Source organism: Pleomorphomonas sp. T1.2MG-36 (assembly GCF_950100655.1).
Lineage (GTDB): Bacteria > Pseudomonadota > Alphaproteobacteria > Rhizobiales > Pleomorphomonadaceae > Pleomorphomonas.
The window spans coordinates 545,566-563,838 of record NZ_CATNLY010000001.1 but is presented as its reverse complement, the minus strand read 5'-3'; the positions used below and the strand labels follow the sequence as shown (position 1 = coordinate 563,838).

At 63.5% G+C, this 18,273-nt stretch carries 17 protein-coding genes; 12 read left to right on the top strand and 5 right to left on the bottom strand.

Going from position 1 to position 18,273, the window contains the following annotated elements; translation table 11 throughout:
• The first annotated feature begins 106 nt into the window (after positions 1–106).
• From QQZ18_RS02715 to QQZ18_RS02690, 6 genes are all read left to right on the top strand, one after another.
• On the top strand, positions 107–427 hold the full coding sequence (locus QQZ18_RS02715; protein WP_284537725.1) for a hypothetical protein: 321 nt from the start codon (positions 107–109) through the stop codon (positions 425–427).
• Between the two features lie 109 nt (positions 428–536).
• Positions 537–902, top strand: coding sequence for a hypothetical protein (locus tag QQZ18_RS02710; RefSeq protein WP_284537724.1), 366 nt, complete (start codon positions 537–539; stop codon positions 900–902).
• Positions 889–1,326 carry a regulatory protein GemA gene (locus QQZ18_RS02705; RefSeq protein ID WP_284537723.1) on the top strand — a complete coding sequence of 146 codons (438 nt, stop codon included), beginning with the start codon at positions 889–891 and terminating at the stop codon, positions 1,324–1,326. The genes QQZ18_RS02710 and QQZ18_RS02705 overlap by 14 nt, the downstream gene beginning before the upstream one ends.
• A gap of 468 nt (positions 1,327–1,794) precedes the next feature.
• Complete coding sequence (locus QQZ18_RS02700; protein WP_284537722.1) at positions 1,795–2,316, top strand: hypothetical protein; 522 nt, start codon at positions 1,795–1,797, stop codon at positions 2,314–2,316.
• Between the two features lie 215 nt (positions 2,317–2,531).
• Entirely contained in the window at positions 2,532–3,371 is an 840-nt protein-coding gene (locus QQZ18_RS02695) for a hypothetical protein (RefSeq protein ID WP_284537721.1), read from the top strand.
• A gap of 198 nt (positions 3,372–3,569) precedes the next feature.
• Positions 3,570–3,908, top strand: coding sequence for a hypothetical protein (locus tag QQZ18_RS02690; RefSeq protein WP_284537720.1), 339 nt, complete (start codon positions 3,570–3,572; stop codon positions 3,906–3,908).
• Between the two features lie 193 nt (positions 3,909–4,101).
• On the opposite strand, the gene QQZ18_RS02685 is transcribed toward QQZ18_RS02690, so the two are convergent.
• Positions 4,102–4,275 (bottom strand): hypothetical protein, encoded by a 174-nt coding sequence (locus QQZ18_RS02685; protein ID WP_284537719.1) that lies wholly within the window; start codon positions 4,273–4,275, stop codon positions 4,102–4,104.
• A gap of 268 nt (positions 4,276–4,543) precedes the next feature.
• On the opposite strand from QQZ18_RS02685, the gene QQZ18_RS02680 reads away from it, so the two are divergent.
• The 3 genes from QQZ18_RS02680 to aspS all read left to right on the top strand — a co-directional run bounded on the left by QQZ18_RS02680 (position 4,544) and on the right by aspS (position 6,986).
• The gene (locus tag QQZ18_RS02680; RefSeq protein ID WP_284537718.1) at positions 4,544–4,996 is read left to right on the top strand and encodes a MarR family winged helix-turn-helix transcriptional regulator; all 453 of its coding nucleotides are present in this window, start codon (positions 4,544–4,546) and stop codon (positions 4,994–4,996) included.
• Positions 4,997–5,039: 43 nt separating this feature from the next.
• Positions 5,040–5,438, top strand: coding sequence for a DUF1398 domain-containing protein (locus tag QQZ18_RS02675; protein WP_284537717.1), 399 nt, complete (start codon positions 5,040–5,042; stop codon positions 5,436–5,438).
• 231 nt (positions 5,439–5,669) lie between these two features.
• A complete protein-coding gene (gene aspS / locus QQZ18_RS02670) occupies positions 5,670–6,986 on the top strand; it encodes an aspartate--tRNA(Asn) ligase (RefSeq protein ID WP_284537716.1) in 1,317 nt (438 codons plus the stop codon).
• Between the two features lie 117 nt (positions 6,987–7,103).
• On the opposite strand, the gene nhaA is transcribed toward aspS, so the two are convergent.
• From nhaA to QQZ18_RS02655, 3 genes are all read right to left on the bottom strand, one after another.
• Complete coding sequence (gene nhaA / locus QQZ18_RS02665; RefSeq protein WP_284537715.1) at positions 7,104–8,300, bottom strand: Na+/H+ antiporter NhaA; 1,197 nt, start codon at positions 8,298–8,300, stop codon at positions 7,104–7,106.
• A gap of 179 nt (positions 8,301–8,479) precedes the next feature.
• The gene (locus QQZ18_RS02660) at positions 8,480–9,370 is read right to left on the bottom strand and encodes a serine hydrolase domain-containing protein (RefSeq protein ID WP_284537714.1); all 891 of its coding nucleotides are present in this window, start codon (positions 9,368–9,370) and stop codon (positions 8,480–8,482) included.
• Between the two features lie 170 nt (positions 9,371–9,540).
• Positions 9,541–12,912 (bottom strand): DUF5107 domain-containing protein, encoded by a 3,372-nt coding sequence (locus tag QQZ18_RS02655; protein WP_284537713.1) that lies wholly within the window; start codon positions 12,910–12,912, stop codon positions 9,541–9,543.
• 172 nt (positions 12,913–13,084) lie between these two features.
• On the opposite strand from QQZ18_RS02655, the gene QQZ18_RS02650 reads away from it, so the two are divergent.
• The gene (locus tag QQZ18_RS02650; protein ID WP_284537712.1) at positions 13,085–13,930 is read left to right on the top strand and encodes a helix-turn-helix domain-containing protein; all 846 of its coding nucleotides are present in this window, start codon (positions 13,085–13,087) and stop codon (positions 13,928–13,930) included.
• Between the two features lie 24 nt (positions 13,931–13,954).
• Here QQZ18_RS02650 and QQZ18_RS02645 read toward each other — a convergent pair whose 3' ends face one another.
• Complete coding sequence (locus QQZ18_RS02645) at positions 13,955–14,854, bottom strand: LysR family transcriptional regulator (protein ID WP_284537711.1); 900 nt, start codon at positions 14,852–14,854, stop codon at positions 13,955–13,957.
• A gap of 131 nt (positions 14,855–14,985) precedes the next feature.
• Here QQZ18_RS02645 and QQZ18_RS02640 point away from each other — a divergent pair, with 131 nt between their 5' ends.
• Together QQZ18_RS02640 and QQZ18_RS02635 are read left to right on the top strand one after the other, a co-directional pair.
• The gene (locus QQZ18_RS02640) at positions 14,986–16,194 is read left to right on the top strand and encodes an MFS transporter (protein ID WP_284537710.1); all 1,209 of its coding nucleotides are present in this window, start codon (positions 14,986–14,988) and stop codon (positions 16,192–16,194) included.
• 139 nt (positions 16,195–16,333) lie between these two features.
• The gene (locus QQZ18_RS02635) at positions 16,334–18,271 is read left to right on the top strand and encodes a beta-N-acetylhexosaminidase (protein ID WP_284537709.1); all 1,938 of its coding nucleotides are present in this window, start codon (positions 16,334–16,336) and stop codon (positions 18,269–18,271) included.
• The last annotated feature ends 2 nt before the right edge of the window (positions 18,272–18,273 follow it).

Here is an 18,273-nt window from a genome sequence, read left to right as displayed (position 1 = left end):
AAACGCCGCAAGGGCGGCTCGATCGAGAGATCGAGGAGCAGCGCACGAAGCATCGGCAGGCCGAGGACATAAACACGCGGATGATCGCAGCCATGGGGCAAAAAGTATGAACCTCAAGCGACCGGAGCGCCCCGAGAAATTCGCGCCAACATCGATCTCCAGGCGGATCCATGAAGCTATGCAGCTTCTTCCGGCAGTCGGCACCATCCTTATTGTCGGCCCCGCCGGCATCGGCAAATCGGCAGCAATCGCCGATCACTGCCAATCCAATGAAAAAGCGATGTCCGTTGAACTTCTTCAAACACACAAGTCTACGGCGTTGATGGCGCCGCAGCTTATGAGGCGCTGGTTGCCTTTGGGCTCAAGAAATCTATCCGCCAAACCGTTCGCCTTCTCCAAGACGCACGCAAGCTTGCCGGCGAAATAGGCCCGATACGTCTGCCAAATCTCAGGGACGCAGCCACGTTTAGAAACGCGGACGCTGGCGACACGATGAGACTGCTTTCAGATCGTTGAAGTAGAGAGGAGAAAATACCATGGACAATAGAAGGAAGGTTGGCGAGTTGCTGGACGAGATCGACAAGGCGACAAGCTGTCTATCGGCGATGGCCGTTCTTCTGGAACGGACCATTCGTGATGGTGAGGACGTGAATTTCATCTCCACTGGTGTCGAATTGCTGATTTCCGGACAGACTAACATTCTTCGGGACACGAGTGACGCTTTAGGCGAAGAGATTGCGAACATCCGTGCCGAGAAGTTCGAGCTGCGAAACCTTGACGAGGTTGCCGCCATGCATGGCGTGCGGCGGGATCTGGTGAAGCACATCGTATCGTCTGCCGTTGGCATAGGGAGCGGCCATTTGGAGCGTGTGGCGACGGGAGTCGGCAATGCCGCAGCCTGAAGCCCCGGTTCATCGCATCGGTCGGAAGCAGCTCGCTGTCATCCACATGGCGGTGGCAGAGCTGAAGCTCGACGACGCCACCTATCGCGACGTGCTCGCCCGCTTTGCGGGCGTCACCAGCGCCAAGGGCTTGGACCAGCGCGGTTTCAACGCCGTCATGGCCTATTTCACGGCGCTCGGTTTCCGTTCGACCTGGACGCAGCGCACCTTCGGGCGCCGGCCGGGCATGGCGACCTCGAAACAGATCGACCTCATCCGCAAGCTCTGGCGCGGCTGGTCGGGAGCAGATGACGAAGCTGCTCTCGGTCGTTGGCTCGATCACAGTTTCCACGTCTCGGCGCTTCGCTTCCTTGACAAGGCCGGCGCCGACAAGGCGGTGAACGGTCTTCGAGCCATGATCTGCCGCAAGTCGTCGGGTGGCTGACTTTAAGCCTGGAATGCCATCTATCTAGGCCGACGTTTGTGGTCTCGATCTGCGGTTTCGGATGGTCGGTTTTTGTTTCCGCAAGTTTGCGGAGTTGATCCTCCGCAATTGGTCGGACAGTTGAATCTCGGCATTGGAAATAGTGTCTGGGTGGGGTTGCGACTTGGTGCGCAGGGCGTAATTGTCGGGGCGGGGTATGGTCCAATGCCTGCAGTTACGCTCGGCGATCTTTTTAGGTGTACTTCGGATGGCCTCGTCGTATTCGCCCTCGACGCGGATGAACGACCAGTTCACGTCGATAATGTCCCAAATGGCAAGGCGTGTGGGTGTCATTGTCCCGAATGCGGCCGTCCGTTGATTGCTCGGCAAGGTTCGCTGGCTCACTCATTCGCTCACGAGTCAAACTCTGCGAATCCTGCATGTGCTTCGGCGGGTGAGACAGTTCTACACAAAGTTGCCAAGGAGCACTTGGCTGATGCGCTTGTATTAACACTGCCAGAACGCTTGCTTACCAAAGGTTCATTGTCGGTTTTGGTTGTAAAAGAGGGCGATTATCACTTCGATCGCGCGGAAATTGAGTACAAATTGCCCGGCATGAGGCCGGATGTTTTGGTACACAAGGGCGACCGTCCCCTTTTGGTAGAGTTCAAAGTCACTCACGCCTGCGGCGATGAAAAGATCGCCCGAATTCGGGAGCAAGAGCTTGCCGCTATCGAGATCGATCTAGCGCCTTACCGAGACAGGAAACTCGACGAAATCGGCCCGATCATTCTCCACGAAGCCAAGCGAATTTGGCTCAATAATCCGAAGGATATGAACGCGGAGCTGAAGCTGGACAATCAGCTTCGAAAGATCGAGGAAGACAACCGGACGGAAGCAAAGCGACGGCTCGCGGCCTATCGGGTTCGAAGACCGAATATGAGCTCGATCAGGAAGTGCGGGCGGGCCGGATCACAGAGCTTGAGAAGGTCGAAACGCTCCGCCAGTTGACACAAGCCGCCTATGCGGAGGCCGAGAAGCAGCTCGACAACGAGCTGAACCGCCTTTCCGAGGGGTCGCGCGCCTGGGAAAAGGCGAGCCAGGAGAAGCTCCTGCTCAAGCAGCAAGAAGCAACCGCCATGGCCCGCTTGGACGATCAGATGTCACGGGCGAGCGAACGGGCGGCCCAGCAATCGGCGAGCGCTTGGGAAAGCGCCACGGCGCCCATGGTGGGTTCGTTTACTGGCGCTTTGCGCTCGATGGCGAGTGGTCAGGAAAGCTTCAAGAACGCCACCCTCAGAGCTATCGGCGATATGCTGCTAGCCGAGATGGAGAAGGATGTAGCGGCCTTTTCCCATCACGCGCTTTATGCGGCCTTGGGAGTGAAGACAGACGAGAAGGCCGCTCAAGGCGGTCTCCTCTGGACGATATTCTCCCAAGCCGAGAAGACGGCGGCGACGGCGACTGGATCGACGGTACGTGCTGGCCTCGAAGCGGGCGAGAATATCATGGCGAGTGGCGCCAAGACTGCGGAGGTGTCGGTCCATTTGGCGGGCGAAGCGGCCAAGACAGGCGCCACTGCCGTTGGCGCGTCGGCGAGGACGTCAATCGAAGTCGGCGCGAGCGTTGCGTCGGCTGCTGCCAATGCCGCCACGATGAAGACCGGCATTTTCAACCACGCCGCCAGCGCTGCCGCAGCCACCTTCGATTCGGTGGCTCAAATCCCACTTGTTGGCTACATCCTGGCTCCGGCTGCCGCTGCTGTCGCCTTTGCCGGTACCGCCGCTTTCGGCAGTCTCTTGAGCTTCGACGTCGGTGCCTGGAACTTGCCCACGGACACGATCGCCAAAGTCCACAAGGGCGAAACCATTGTACCGGCAACCTTTGCCGACGGTCTACGATCGGCACTGACCGGGCAGTCGCAGGCGTCCGCGATACCCGTTCGGCAGGGCGACACGATCACCAACAATCACTTCCATGGGGCAGTAATGGATGCCGACAGCATCGCAAGAGTGGTCGCGCGGAAGATGAATGCAAACCCCTCTCTGAAGCCCGCCTACAAGTGAGCTAAAAGGCGGGTTTTTTGGGAAGGGCAGCGAGGGCCGTGAGCCCCAAGAACAGAGGGCCGAGAGCCCCGAGCAGTCGCCTATGGCGGCATAAATTGCCGTTTGAAGTGAGTTCGAACTGGCTTGAAACGCCTCCTGCGGTAGGTTGTTGGTGCCAGGTGATCTTGCGTAACACACCATCTGTGGAGCAAGCTGAACATGAATGAAGCTGTATCAGCCCAGTTTCCGCTGCACGCGATCATCGCGGGCGTCCCAGTGGTTACCATTCCTCTCGCCGATTACGCCTCTTTGCTGGAGAACAGCGCGAAGCTATCGAAACTTGGCAAGGCTGAACGCTTCCCGGTTCCTCCGCGATCCCCAATCGAGATTGACAGCGAAGTGAAGGCGTTCTTTGTCGAGCGCCTGGGAAAGCTCAACATGATCGATCTGCTACGGGATTGCAGCTCGCGTTTCGGTGCCTCTCGCACGCCGTCGAGGACTGCCGCATATCGGTTTTGGCAACGCTTGCGAAGAACGGGTAGCGCAGAACCGACATAGCGTGGCAAATCGTCCCATCTCGCGAGAACCCGGCTAAACCCGCGAAATCCCGGAATTCGCCGCCAGATAGCTCCTTATTCCGTCAGATAATTATTAGGTATCCAAAAAGCCGCTGTTCGCCAGGGTGACGGCGCTGGGACAAGTCTGGAATACTGGCTGTCGAGGTCGGACGAAGTAGCGAACTCCGCCGGTGTCAGGCGAGGGTCTTCCTGACGGCATCGACCACGTCGGCCGCGTAGAGCTTGCATGCGCCGCGCTTGCCGACCGGCTCGATCTTCAGCGCCTCGATCGCCTTCTTCACCTTCGCATCGGAAATGCCGATTTCCTTGGCGATGACACCAACGGTAACGGTGGGTTGGTCGGACAAGATGTGTTCTCCGCGCGGCATAATCCTGTCGGAAAGGGTAGGTAGTCGCGTTGGCCGGGTCAACGACTAGAAACGAAACGGCCTTCCGGGCAAATGCGTAGGGTCGTTTTGGCGCCGCGCGTGGCGAGCGCCTGCTTCATCCGGCCGCCAATTAGGTCTCCACGTCATTTCGCAAGGGATGGCAGTCCGCTGCCGCTTCAGGCCTATGTTTGCTTTGTTGACTAGGAAACCACTTCGCGTTAGTTTCCTAGTCAACAAAGAGATGGCCATGAACGAGGTTTCCGATCTGACCGCCCATACCGGCTACTGGCTTAGAATGGTCTCCAACGCCGTATCCCAGGAGTTCGCCCGCAAGGTCGCGGCGGAGGGGGTGACGGTCGCGGAGTGGACATTCCTGAGGGCGCTTTACGATGCGGAGGCGATGACGCCTTCCGCTTTGGCCGACCGGATGGGCATGTCGCGCGGAGCCATCAGTAAGCTGGCCGACCGCTTGGTCGACAAGACGCTGATTTCAAGGGACGGTCACGCCAACGACCGGCGGATGCAGACCCTGTCGCTGACGGCCGCCGGCCGGGACAAGGTGCCGGCTCTGGCAGCGCTCGCCGATCGCAATGACGCCGAGTATTTTGGCGTTCTCGGCGACGAAGAGCGCGCTGCCCTCGGTCGGTTGCTGCGAACCCTCGCCGACCGGCGAGGGCTGAAGACGGTTCCGGTGGACTGATCCACCGGCCACCAGCTCACATCCAGCTTGAAAGGATCTGCGCATGGACGCGGAACGAATTGCCATTGCCCGGCGCTGCCTGGACGCCGCCCACGCCGGCGGTCGGAGTTTTCCCGAGATCGTCGGCGAGTTGATCGCTGCCGGTTTCGAAGCCTATTCGGTCGACTATCGGCGCAATACCCAGACCTACTATCTGCCGGATGGCGATAGCCTGGTGCTCGACATGCCGCAATCGGCCGGGGGCGTTGCGAGTGCCTTCGATGCGTCCGCGGTTGGCTCGCTGGTACGATGGGCGCAGGCGAACGGCCCGGATTATAGCTACAAAGCCTTCTGCGAGCGGGTGAAGGCCGCGGGCTGCGCCGGCTATGTCGTGTCCTTCCTGGGACGGCGGGTCGTGTATCTTGGCCGTACCGCCGAAACACATGTGGAGCTTTTTCCCTGACGTGACAGTCCTCCGGAACCGATTGTCGGTTTACTTTTCGCGTTTCTTGCGACATGGCTGGATGATGAGCTCGCTGATCGCGCATATGGCCAACAATAACGGCCCCTCCGGGGTCGTTGGTGTCGCGCGCGCTTAACAAAGCTAGCTCATGGATCACCACAGCCCCGCCGGTTTCGGACGGGCTGGGTGTTTTGGCTTCTCCGATCCGGTTTCCGTTTCAGGGAGAGAGTCATGTCATTCCACGCAGAACTGCCGCGTTCCCTTGTATCCGGGTTGCCCCGGCTGATCGGGCAACGCGTGAAGCTATGCGGCTTCGTTGCCTCCATTCGCGACCAGAAGCGGATGCGCTTCATCGTGCTCCGCGACCCAAGCGGCACCGTCCAGCTCGTTCATAGCAAGGACGACGGTGGGCTGAGCGCCACGCTCGACGATCTGACGCTCGAAAGCGCGGTGAAGGTCACCGGCGTGGTCGCCGCCGCCCCAAGCGTCAAGCTCGGTGGTCTGGAGATCGCCCTCGACGGGGTGGAAATCTCCGGCCTGGCCCAATCCCCGTTGCCAATCGCCGAAGGGTCAGGCCTCGAAAAGTGGATCGACCATCGCCAGGTCAGCCTGCGCTACCCGGCACAGCAGCTGGTGTTCGAGGTCCAGACCACCCTTGAGCAAGCCATGCGTACGTTCTGGCAGGACCACGGGTTTCGCGAGATACACTCGCCGAAGCTGATGGGTACCTTCAGCGAGTCCGGGGCGGAGGTGTTCTCCGTAAAGTACTTCGGCACCACCGCCTATCTCGCCCAGTCGCCGCAGTTCTACAAGCAGATGGCCGTTGCCGGCGGACTGGAGCGGGTGTTTGAGATCGGCCCCGCCTTCCGCGCCGAACCGTCGTTCACGGCCCGTCACGAGACGGAGTTCACCTCTATCGACATGGAGGTCGGTTGGATCGACGATCATCACGATCTCATGGCATTGGAGGAGCGATGGCTCGTCCATGCCATTTCCGCCGTCGCCGAAGCGCACGGTGATGATATCCGCCGGCTTTTCGGCGTCGAGGTGGTGCCGCCAACCCTGCCGTTTCCCAAAGTCACTTTCGAAGAAGCGCGCGACCTTTTGCGAAAGCTCGGCCATGTTCTGCCCAAGGACGACGATCTCGACAGCGATGGCGAGCGGCTCCTCGCCGAATACATGGCCGGCGAGACCAAGCACGAGTTCCTGTTCCTCACCGACTATCCGGCGAGCGGCAGGGCTTTCTATCACATGCGCCAGGAAGACCGACCCCATCTCACCAAAGGCTTCGATCTGCTGTGGCACGGCCTCGAAGTGACGACGGGCGCCCAACGAGAGCATCGGCACGAGCGGCTGCTCGCCCAGGCTGCCGAACGCGGATATGAGCTGGAGGCGCTTGCAGACTACCTCGATTTCTTCCGCTTCGGCTGCCCGCCGCATGGCGGAATGGGTATCGGTCTTGCCCGTCTTCTGATGCGTCTGCTCAGCACGGCCAGCATACGCGAGGTGACGCTGCTGAGCCGAACCCCGAAGCGTCTTCGACCCTGATGCTGTTGCTACAGACGGGAAGCGGCAGGCTTGGCAGCCTTGCCGCTTCCCGCATTTCGTCTTGCATCGAAAACGCTCGTGGTCAGCGTGCGGGCGAGAGAGCCCGCATTTGCATGCTCACACCGTAAGAGCCGCTACGCGGCGCCCAAACAGGCTCAGGCAGGCGGCGCCGAGCAGGCCGGATACCACCGAACCCAGAAGGATGCCGATCTTGACGTGGTCCTGCACGGCCGGATCGTCGAAGGCGAGCAGACCGATAAAGAGCGACATCGTGAAGCCGATGCCGCACAGGAATGCCGTTCCGGTCATTTGGCCCCAGCTCGCTTGCGCCGGCAGATGGGCAAGGCCGAGCTTGACCAACAAGGCCACTGTGCCGACGACGCCGACCAGCTTGCCAAGCAGCAGGCCGGCAGCGACGCCCATGGTCAGCGGTTCGGCAAACACGCCCAGCGAAAGGCCGGCCAGGGAAACGCCGGCATTGGCGAAGCCGAATATCGGCACGATGACAAAGGCGACCGGCTTGTGCAGGGCATGCTCCAGCCGGTGGAGCGGGGACTCGCCGTGGGCTGCCTCCGGTGCGCCCGGCGTCACCTTCAGCGGGATCATCAGCGCAAGCATGACGCCGGCGAGCGTGGCATGAACGCCGGAAATGAACACCAGCACCCACAGAACGGCGCCCAGAGCCAGATAGGGCCAGATCGCGACCACCTTCGCCCGGTTCATGCCGTAGAGCAGGGCGACGACCACGGCCGTGCCGCCCAAGGCCAGCATGTTGAGATCGCTGGTATAGAACACGGCGATGACGATGACGGCGCCGAGGTCGTCGATGATGGCGAGCGCCGCCAGAAAGATCTTGAGCGAGCTCGGAACGCGGGAGCCGAACAGCGAAATCACGCCGAGGGCGAAGGCAATGTCGGTCGCCGTCGGTATCGCCCATCCCCTCAGGGCGGCTGGATTGCTCCAGTTCAGCGCCACGTAGAACAGGGCCGGAAACAACATGCCGCCGGCGGCCGCCGCACCCGGAAGGATGCGACGGCTCCAGCTCGAAAGCTGCCCGTCCAGCATCTCGCGTTTGATTTCCAGCCCGACGAGCAGGAAAAAGACGGCCATCAGGGCGTCGTTGATCCAGTGCTGGATGCTGAGTGGACCGAGATAAACGTGGAGGCCGTGGAAATAGGCTTCGGCCAGCGGTGAGTTGGCGACGAGTATCGCCAGCACGGCGACGGCCATCAGCACGAGGCCACCCGAAGCCTCGTTGTTGAGAAACTGGCGAAGGGTGGACTGGATGCGCCCCGGCGTGATCGGCAAAGACATAGATTTTCGCTCCCATGGTCGGAAGGTTGGTCGAAGTCTCCGTCGATTTCGGTCACCCGTAGCGCACGCAGCACACGCTATCGACTGCCAAAGTAGTGCAGTGCTCGCAATATTTCCACGTTGATGGTCAGACTTTCGGAGGGAATCTCACCCAAATGATTCATCAGGGCCGGGCGTAGCTACAGGTTCGAGGCGATCGCCATCGCTTCGAACTCGGCTCGGCCTTCTGTCTGTCCTTCGCTAAAGCTCGCGACGGTCACCGGATGAACGCGGTCGGGGAAGTGATAGACTGCATTCGTGCAGAACGGTCCTCCTCCCGAATGGCCGAGGGCGGCGCCGATAGGCCCCATGCGCCCCATCATCAAGCCGAGCCCGTAACCGCAGTCCGTCCAGGGGCGTCCTTCCAGGGCACCGCCGAGGGGAATGCGCTTTTGCATCCCGTCCAGCGTGGCGGCATTTAACAGCCTTCCATCAATGAGGCCGTGAAGGAGCCGCGCAGCGTCCTCGGCAGTGCCGATCAGGCAGCCGTGGTAGACCCACCCCGGATGGTATGTTGCCCCGCCGCGCCAATGAACGCGCCGGAACTGCTCGCGGGTCGTCGCCAGCTCGACGCTGTTCAAGCCGAGGGGGTGGCAGACGATGTCGCCGACAAGCGTCGCAAAGCTCAGCTCCGTAGCCCCCTCGATCCGCTCGCGCGCCAGCATGTAACCGACGTTGGAGTAGGACCAGCCTTGACCGGGCTTGAAGAGAGGGCCTTTTTCCAACGCCGCATCGAGCAGCTTGTGGCGCGGCCAGGGGTCTTCATCGGCGGCAACGGCCCTGTGGTAGTCGGGGAGGGCGGAATAGTCCGGCAAACCGGACGTGTGGTTCAGCAGTTGCCGAAGCGTGAAGCGCTGATCGTCCAGGCGCTCATCCAGATCGACCAACCGGCGCTCCTGGAGCTTCAAGGCGCAGATGGCGATGACGGTCTTGGTGAAGCTCCAATAGGGAAACAGCAGGGCAGCGTCGCCATGCGCGCCCTCGTTTCCGTCGGTCGAAATCCAGAAGGAGTGGATAGCCGTTGCCTGCATGGCAGATCTGTATCACCAGCTCGGTGGGCGGGACAGGTAGGCCGCCGGTCTCAGGCAACCGGCACCGCGACGCGTCGAGGACGAGGCGACCTCAAGGCTTTCGCCGGACCGCAATGATCTCAAGTCCGGCGACGCTCGTCCGAGGCGCGGCACGCTGATGTCTGACCTCCTCAGCGATTGGGAAGATCGCCGAGGAGGTCGGCTGCGAGCGCATGGTTGGGGTCCAGCTTCAGGGCTGCCTGAAGATGCTCGCGGCCGGTTGCGGGATCGCCAAGGCCTATGGCGGCTTCGGCGAGCATGACGTGGGAGGAGACGCGCCGGCGAAGCTGAAGATCGTCTTCGAACAGCAGCATGGTCGGCAGCGAGGTGGCGAAATAGTCGATCCTGGCCGGGCTCGTCATCGCCTCTTGGGCGTAGGCGCGGAGTTCGCCGAGCAGCTTTTCCGCTTCCGCCTTGCGGCCGAGCGCAAGGAGAGACAGGGCCGAGAAGAAGGTCTTCTCCGAGTAGGCGCGCACTTCCATGCCGAGGAAGTCGCCGGCAAACCCGGCCGCCAGCGTCAGCCATCGCTTCGCGTCCTCAGGGCGACCGGCCGAGGCGAGCGCCTTGCCTAGCCAATAATGGAGATCGCTCTGGTTGGCGAGGAGGTGGCGCGCTTCGCCAAGGGAGTGCGGCGGGTTGAGAGCCGCCTCGAACTCCGCGATCGCGGCAACGGCGTTTCCCTCGGCAAGCGCCCGGCGGCCGAGACCGAGGTGGCCGCGCACCCACTGATCGAGGGCAAGGCCTTCGCCCCCTTCCCAAGGCTGGAAGGCGCGGCCGCAAATCAGTGGTACCGACTTCTCCGGCTGTCCGAGCTGGTTGTAGAGCGAGGACAGTTCGACGCTGAGATCGTCGCGGCTTGCCACGAGGTCGAGCCGGCTTTCCAGTTCGGCCAGGCGTTCGGCCGGCGAGCGGCCGATGCGCTTCCAGAGCTGGTCGCGTTCGTAGACGAGACGAGCGTCGCGCGAGTTGGCGGCGAGCGCCTTGTCATAGGCTGCGACGGCCTTCGGCTCCGAACGTTCGATGTTGAAATATGCGATGCCGAGGTTGCGCCAGGGGATCGACCAAGACGGATCGATGGCGACGGATCTCTCCCACATGGCGATCGCGTCGGCGTGGCGACGCCGATCATAGAGAAGGTTGCCAAGGTAGCAGGGCGCGCGGCCGTCGGTGGGGTTCGCTTCGATCGCCGCTTGCAGCGCGGCGATGTCTTCAAGGCGGGCCGGGAAGCAGTAGTCGGGCAACACCATGGCGGCCGCTGCGAGGTAGGGCTCCACCGACTTGCCCAGGCGATCCGCCAGGATGGCGGCGTGGTAGTGAAGCAGCGGCGAGGCGGCATGGCCGGCGGCCGTTACGCGTGCGTCCAGGATCGCGAGGGCGTCGGCGACGAAGCCGCCGCGAGCCGTCTCGATGGCGACGTCGAGGTGAAGCTGGTCGTCGCCGTCGAACGGCAGACCCTTCAGGGCGCGCGCGCGGGCATCGAGTGGGTCGCGGGCCAGCGTCTCGGCGAGAAGCGCCTCGGCCTCCCTCGTCCGGCCGAGCTTCAGGAGCAATGCTGCCCGGAGATTGCAGGCGAGCGAATTCTCGACATCATGGCGAAGCGACTCCTCGACATGGTCGAGGGCGTCGGCGAGGGAGCCCCGCGTTCCATCGATCTCTGCCAGGGCCAGATGCGCCGGGCCCCGCCATGCCGCATTCCAGGTTGCCTTGTAGAGCGCGTCGTAGGCGGCATCGATCTGGCCGAGGTGGCGGAGGGCGAGCCCGAGGTGATAGTGCGCCTCGCCGGTCGAGGGATTTGGGTTGCGCCGGGTCAGTCGTTCGATGGCCTTGCGCAAGCAGGCTTCGGCCGCCGCGAACTCGCCGCGCCGAAGGTGCCAGATGCCGAGGGCCGTGTTGCACCTGATATCGCCTGGATCGCGACGGAGCGCCTCGCGCCAATAGATGTCGGCCGGTCGCGTCGCGTGGCGATACTGGTCGAGATGAACGCCGGTCATCCAGAGTTCGTCGGCGCTCTCGATCTCCTCGGGCGGTGGCGGCTCGGTGGCCGGTGGCGGCACGGTCACCGCGCTGCGGTCGACCGGACGGCGTTCGACCAGCACCGCGCCACCGTGCCCAACGACGACGCGGACGTCATCGCCATCGACGTCGTCGGGGAGGGGCACGGCGAGGAGGGTCGGCTTGGCCGGGGTGAGGTCCGCCACGTGATCGGCAAGTGGTTTCTCGCCAACGGAGACGGTGATCCGTGCGCCGACGAAAGCTTCCGTCGCCTGAACGCCGACCGTCAATCTGGAGCCGTCGTGCTTCAGGCCGATGGCGGCGGCAAGCGTCGCGGCAGCGGCGGCGCCGATCTTCCGGATCGGGTACCAGTATTGCGAGAAGGTCTTGGTCTCGCCGGGCGCGAGGAACGAAAAGTCCGGCTGGTTGTCGGTGTAGACGCCGGCCATGATCTCGATATAGGGCCAGTAAACGCCGTTCTCGTCGGGCTCGGTCAGGTTCCGGTCCCAGGCATAGCCAAAATCATGGTTGCCCCACGTCCACTGCTTCTTGCCGGGGGAAATGTGATGGTTGGCGACATGGACGATTCCAGCATCGATGGCGTGGTCGTAGCCGCCGAAGAAATCGTCGCGCGAGCCGAGGCACATGTAGCTGGTCGGCACGGGAATGTTGGAGTACCAGCGCAGGTCGTTGGGAGCATAGCCACGCTTCGGCACGAACCGCGCCGGCGTCTCCTCGAGTGGAACGCCATCCCTGGCGCGGCCGGCATAGTCGACGCCATAGTAGCTCCCCTCACAGCCGGGGAAGGCGGATGTGGCGCGCTTGGCGTGGTCGGCGATGAAACGGACGTCCTCGGGGAAGAAGCTCTGGTAATCTTCGTGTACTTCGGTGGCGACGTTCGCCCACCACAGGAAGGTCTGGGTCAGCTCGGTTCGGTTGTGCAGACGCACCGCCAGCTCGAGGCGGGCCTTGCCGGGGCTGAGGCGAACGCCGTGCATGCCCTTCATCCGGTTCATCGGCTCGTTTTCGGATAGCCAGATGACGCGCGAGCCGTCGGATTCCTCTGTGATTTCCCAAGCTGTTGGCATGTAGGTGCTGGGGCGGTGATGCTGCGGCCAGTTGAACTCGATGCCACCGGACAGCCAGGGACCGGCCAGGCCCACCAGGGCCGGCTTGATGACGCGGTTGCGGTAGACGAGGTCGTAACCGGTCGTCTTGTCGACCACGGCATAGATGCGGCCACCCAGTTCGGGGAGGACGGTAACGCGCAGATACTCGTTTTCGATATGCAGCGCCGTCCAGCTCTTGTCATGCAGCTCCGGGCCGATGCGGTCGAAGAACGGCAGCGGATAGACGCGCCCGCTCGATCCCTGGAAGACGCGCTTTTCGAGGAACATCGGGTTGCGGTCGGCCGGGGCCGGTTCGTAGGTGGGGATGACCAGTGGCGCCGACCATGCCTTGACCGACCCGTGAAGCGCCGTGGGCGCAGCGGGGAGTTCGACTTGTTTCATGGCGCAGTCCTTCCTGACCCGGAACCGGGATTGTCGTTGCCGGAACGCTAGGTGCCGTCCTCCCTTGGGTGAATAGCGGGAACGATGGACATCATGGAGGATCCTCTGATATTGTCGCTGCATGACAGAGGGTGGAGAACAGCGGATCAAGGAGGGCTTTCCGGGGCAGCGTATGGTTGTGCTGCCTCGGCCCGTGGTGTCAGGTTGGCTGGACGGTCAACCGCTGATCGAGCTTGTGCCGAGCGATGTCGGGCATTATCCGCGTGCCCAATGGCACTTCGTTGAGCGGCCGGAGGGCATTTCCCAGTCCGTTCTGATCTATTGCACCGACGGTTGCGGCTGGGCACGGGTTGGCGATGTCAGTCTTCGCATTCGGCCGGGTCAGGCGCTGTTGGCGCCGGCCGGCGTGCCGCACAGCTATGGTGCCGCGTCAGACGATCCATGGACGATCTACTGGGTGCATCTTGAGGGGGACAAGGTGGCGCTGCTGCCGGATCTGCTCGAGCTCGACCCGGAGGAGCCCTTGCTGCATCCCGGCCGCGACCCGGCCATCCCGACGCTGTTCGAGAAGATGTTGTCGATCCTCGGTCGCGGCTACACGTCCGACAACTTGTTGTCGGCCTCGATGGCCCTCGGTCAGCTCGTGACCCATCTGGTGGTGCTGCGACACCGTTCGCCCAACCGGGACGACAATCTCGACCAGCGCATTCGCCGGGTGATCGACGTGATGCAGGGCAATCTCGGCCGGTCGCTGAAGGTCGACGAGCTGGCGCGCGAAGCCAACCTGTCGTCGTCGCACCTGGCGGCGGTGTTCAAGAAGCGCACCGGTTTCACGGTACTCGACTTCTTCATCCGTCTGAAGATTCAGCGCGCTTGCTTTCTGCTCGACACCACCGATCAGTCTGTGAAGGCGATCGCCGCCGACCTCGGCTTTGACGATCCCCTGTATTTCTCTCGCTGCTTCCGGCGGGTGCACGACAGCTCGCCGACGCAATACCGGGCGCTCCGCAAGGGCTGAGAGCCGGACGAGCCTCGCTGCGTCTCAGGAGGCAAAATGCAGCTTCAGGAAGGCGGCCAGCTCTCCGACGAACAGGGAGAGGAGGCGGGACTGCGCCCGGCTGACCGGATGGATGGCGTAGAAGGAGGCGGGATCCGGCTCGAAGGCGTCGAGCACGGTGACGAGGCGCCCCTCGTCGAGATGGTCCCGGACCTCCCAGTGGGATTTCTGCGTCAACCCGAGCCCAGCAACGGCCCACGTGACCGGCAATTCGGAGCTGGTGGTCGCCAGACGCGCCGACACGCGAACGACCCGGCTGTCGTCACCGCGCCCGAACCGCCAATCCGCGTGGAAATGGCCGCCGCCGTTGAACACCAGACAGGCATGCGCCGCCAGATCCTCAGGGGTTTCCGGGGCGCCGTGCGTTTCGAGATAGTCGGGACTTGCGACGGTGACGCGGCGCGTGGAGCAGAGCAGGCGGCCGGTGAACTCCGATTCCACGGCAGGGCCGCCCCGAATGGCGATGTCGAAGCCCTCTCCGACGATGTCGACATAACGGTCTTCAAGCGCCAACTGGAGGCGAATGTCCGGGTAACGGGCGACGAATTCGCCGACGAAGGGGGCGATCCAGCGTCGGCCAATCGGGAAGGGCGCAGATATCCGCAGCGTTCCTTTCGGAACGGACGACAGGTCGCGAACGCGCGTTTCGAGGGCGTCGATGGCGGCGAGGATCGGCTGCATTTCCCCAAGATACAGCCGGCCGGCTTCGGTCAGCGATTGGCGTCGCGTGGTTCGGGCGATCAGCCGTGCGCCGAGCCGGTTTTCAAGGCTGGTCAGCCGGTCCGAGACCACGGATACCGCCAGCCCGAGGTGCCGCGCCGCAGCCGACAGGCTGCCATGTCGTACGATGGCGGCCAGCGCTGCCATCTCCAGATCTGTCCGCATCTCTATTTCCGGTTTTTCCGAAAGGTCCTTCCGAGATCATAGGTTTATCGGCGCTGAAATCAAACCTAGTTTGGCGCGCTCCAGATCGATTCCGGGGACGTCCCGCGACATCGCCAGCCCGAATGGTCCCGATGCAGACTTCCGCCAAATCCACCCTGTTTTCCGCTGCGACGATCGCCGAGTTCGCACTGGCCATCGGCGCTTTTGCCATCGGCACCGGCGAGTTCGCCGCCATGGGCTTTCTGCCCGATGTCGCGGACGGCTGGCAGGTCACCGTGCCGGCGGCCGGTCGGATCATCAGCGCCTATGCGCTCGGCGTGGTCGTCGGCGCGCCGCTGATCGCCGTTGTCGGCGCCCGGCTGTCGCGGCGCGTTTTGCTGCTCATCCTGATGGGGATCTTTGCCCTCGGAAATCTCGCCAGCGCACTGGCGCCGAGCTTCGGCGGTCTCGTGGCCTTGAGGTTTGTAACCGCGTTGCCGCATGGCGCTTACTTTGGTGTCGCCGCGCTGGTGGTGGCAGGAATGGCCGCGCCGGATGGTCGTGCCCGCGCCATCGGTCGCGTCATGCTCGGACTGACGGTCGCGACGCTTGCCGGCACGCCGCTCGCCACATGGGCTGGGCAGGTGCTTGGCTGGCGCGTCGCCTTCGCCTTTGTCGGTGTCCTTGGACTGACGACGGTGGCGCTGGTCGCCGTTTGCGTTCCGCGCGATCGGCCGCAACCCGGTGCCAGTCCGTTGCGGGAACTGGGCGCGCTGCGCGAGGTGCAGGTGTGGCTGACGCTGGCCATCGGTGCCACGGGCTTCGGCGGCATGTTCGCCGTCTTCAGCTACATTACCCCGACGCTGGTCAACGTGTCGCATATTCCGGAAAGCGCCGTGCCCTTCGTGCTCAGCGTATTCGGAGCCGGCATGATCGCCGGCAACATCGTCGGGCCGAAACTGGCCGATCGCGCGCTGTTGCCGACGATTGCCGGCCTGCTCGCCTGGAACGTTCTGGTCCTCGTGCTGTTCACCGTGGCGGTGCGACAGCCGGTGACGGCCGTGGCCGTAGTCTTCCTCATCGGTACCGGATTTGCCGTGGTGCCCACCCTTCAGACCCGCTTGATGGACGTGGGCAAGGACGCGCAGACCCTGGCCGCTGCGCTCAACCACTCCGCCTTCAACATCGCCAACGCGCTTGGCGCCTGGCTCGGCGGTGTCTCGATCGCCGCCGGCTACGGCTGGGCGTCTACGGGCTGGGTTGGTGCGGCGCTCGGTCTGGTCGGCGCGGTCGTTTTCGTCGTCTCGTTGCTTCTCGACAGGAAAGGGCGCTCCGCCGCGTCTCCCGCGTCCGGATCGTAGCCCACCCAGGCTGGTCGACTTTTTATCCCCTTGAAGACGCTGCGATCTTGCGTCTTGGTCGACAGTACGGGCAACTTTGGCTCCGGCGAACTTTCGACGCGGCGTGCGGGCCAGGGCTCGGACGCGGGGAGGACTTCCGATGACCGACCAGCAACGGGCGCCCGGCGTTCCCGATCAAACCCGCTTTCATCTCGATTGCCTGTGGCAACCATTGGAGGACGATCCCGCCGGCCGTCTGGTTTTCGAGCTCCGCAATACCGGCGACGACCCGATCGCCGGATTCCGTCTCGTCTTCACCACGCTGCGCTTTGTCGAGCGCGATCCGCTTGCCGACAATGTGCGCCTCATTGATCGAAAGGGTTACTTCCACGAGGTTGCGCCGCCGGATGGCTTCCACCTCGTGCCGGGCGGTGCATGGCGCTTCTCGCTCGGTGGCATCACCGGCGAACCGCAGCACCGCAGCGAGGGGATCGTCTCTGCCTATGTGACAGAGGCCGACGGTGAGCGACGGGCGGTGGTCGTCGGCGATCTCCGGCGCAAGGCATCCGGAGAGAGACGCGCCTCCGGAGCCGTGGCAGCTCAGCCGTTCGCACTGATGCCCTGGCCGGCCGAAGTGGCGATTGCTCCATCGGACGTCTTGCCTGGGTACCTGGTGCCAGCCGAGGGCGTAACCGCCGACGAGCTGTCGGCCGTGTCGACGGTGACCGCGCTGTTCCGCCGCCTGTTTCCCATCGAGCCTGCACCTTTCTCGCTGATGGCTCTGCCGGATGACCGGCTGCTGCGCTTTGCCACCGATACGTCGCTCGGACGGGAAGGCTATCGCCTGGAGTTTCGCGCCGACGATATCCTGGTCGCGGCAGCCGACGCCGCCGGCCGGCAATATGCCCTGACGGCGCTTGGACAGCTTTTGCGCGGCGCCCGGGCAGGCGGCGGATTCCGCTTCCCGGCAGATGGTCACATCATCGACCACCCACGCTTCGGCTGGCGCGGTTGCCATCTCGATACCGCACGCCGTTTCTTCCCCGTCGGCGATATCGCCCGCTTCCTCGACTGCCTCGCCTATCTCCGGCTCAACGTCTTCCACTGGCACCTGACCGACGATGAGGCTTGGCGGCTGGAAATCCGCGGCTATCCGCAGCTGACGTCCGTCGGCTCCGTGCGGGGACCGGAGGCGGCGCTGCGACCGCAGCTCGGCGACGGTCCTGAGGCGAGCGGCGGCTTCTACAGCCACGCCGACGTGCGGGCGCTGGTGGCCCACGCCGGTCGCCTCAACATCGAGATCGTGCCGGAGGTGGACATTCCCGGCCACAGCACCGCCGCGCTCGCTGCGCTGCCGGCGCTCGCCGACCCCGATGAACCCGCCGGTGCCTATGCATCCGTTCAGGGGTTTGCCAACAACGCCCTCAACCCGGCGATCGACCTTACGTGGACGATGCTCGAGGCCGTGGTCGACGATCTCGCGGCCCTGTTCCCGTCGCCTCACCTGCATGTCGGTGGTGACGAGGTGCCGCATGGGGCATGGCAATCCTCGCCGTTGGCAGTCCGGCTGATGGCCGATCTCGGCATCAATGATCCCGAGGCGCTGCAGTCGCACTTCATGCGGCGGGTGCAGACGATGCTTCGGAAGCGCGGTCGCCAGCTCGCTGGCTGGAACGAGGTTGGTAACGGCGCCGGCGTCGAAACCGAGGGAACGCTGCTCACCGTCTGGCAGAAGGCGACGATCGGGGCCGGCCTTGCCGAACGGGGCTATGACATCGTCATGGCGCCGGCCGAGGCCTACTATCTCGACATCGCCCATTCCCAGGCCTGGGACGAGATCGGCATGAGTTGGGCCGGGGCCACCTCGCTGGAAGCCGCCTATGCCTATGAGGTGGGGAACGACATTCCCGCCGATCTGCTGCCGCGCCTCAAGGGCATCCAGGCCTGCCTCTGGACCGAGCTGATCGACAGCCGGGCCCACTTCAACCACCTGGTGTTCCCGCGCCTTGCCGCTGTCGCCGAGGCGGGCTGGACGCCGGCCCCACGCAAGGATTGGTCACGGTTTCAGCAGCTGACCCGCTTCTGCCCGAGCCTGTGACG

What these genes read in the sequence shown, in the direction of transcription:
- QQZ18_RS02715 (WP_284537725.1), top strand. Translation starts at nt 107, where the DNA reads ATGAACCTCAAGCGACCGGAGCGCCCCGAGAAATTCGCGCCAACATCG.
- QQZ18_RS02710 (WP_284537724.1), top strand. Translation starts at nt 537, where the DNA reads ATGGACAATAGAAGGAAGGTTGGCGAGTTGCTGGACGAGATCGACAAG.
- QQZ18_RS02705 (WP_284537723.1), top strand. Translation starts at nt 889, where the DNA reads ATGCCGCAGCCTGAAGCCCCGGTTCATCGCATCGGTCGGAAGCAGCTC.
- QQZ18_RS02695 (WP_284537721.1), top strand. Translation starts at nt 2,532, where the DNA reads ATGGTGGGTTCGTTTACTGGCGCTTTGCGCTCGATGGCGAGTGGTCAG.
- QQZ18_RS02690 (WP_284537720.1), top strand. Translation starts at nt 3,570, where the DNA reads ATGAATGAAGCTGTATCAGCCCAGTTTCCGCTGCACGCGATCATCGCG.
- QQZ18_RS02680 (WP_284537718.1), top strand. Translation starts at nt 4,544, where the DNA reads ATGAACGAGGTTTCCGATCTGACCGCCCATACCGGCTACTGGCTTAGA.
- QQZ18_RS02675 (WP_284537717.1), top strand. Translation starts at nt 5,040, where the DNA reads ATGGACGCGGAACGAATTGCCATTGCCCGGCGCTGCCTGGACGCCGCC.
- aspS (WP_284537716.1), top strand. Translation starts at nt 5,670, where the DNA reads ATGTCATTCCACGCAGAACTGCCGCGTTCCCTTGTATCCGGGTTGCCC.
- nhaA (WP_284537715.1), bottom strand. Translation starts at nt 8,300, where the DNA reads ATGTCTTTGCCGATCACGCCGGGGCGCATCCAGTCCACCCTTCGCCAG.
- QQZ18_RS02660 (WP_284537714.1), bottom strand. Translation starts at nt 9,370, where the DNA reads ATGCAGGCAACGGCTATCCACTCCTTCTGGATTTCGACCGACGGAAAC.
- QQZ18_RS02655 (WP_284537713.1), bottom strand. Translation starts at nt 12,912, where the DNA reads ATGAAACAAGTCGAACTCCCCGCTGCGCCCACGGCGCTTCACGGGTCG.
- QQZ18_RS02650 (WP_284537712.1), top strand. Translation starts at nt 13,085, where the DNA reads ATGGTTGTGCTGCCTCGGCCCGTGGTGTCAGGTTGGCTGGACGGTCAA.
- QQZ18_RS02645 (WP_284537711.1), bottom strand. Translation starts at nt 14,854, where the DNA reads ATGCGGACAGATCTGGAGATGGCAGCGCTGGCCGCCATCGTACGACAT.
- QQZ18_RS02640 (WP_284537710.1), top strand. Translation starts at nt 14,986, where the DNA reads ATGCAGACTTCCGCCAAATCCACCCTGTTTTCCGCTGCGACGATCGCC.
- QQZ18_RS02635 (WP_284537709.1), top strand. Translation starts at nt 16,334, where the DNA reads ATGACCGACCAGCAACGGGCGCCCGGCGTTCCCGATCAAACCCGCTTT.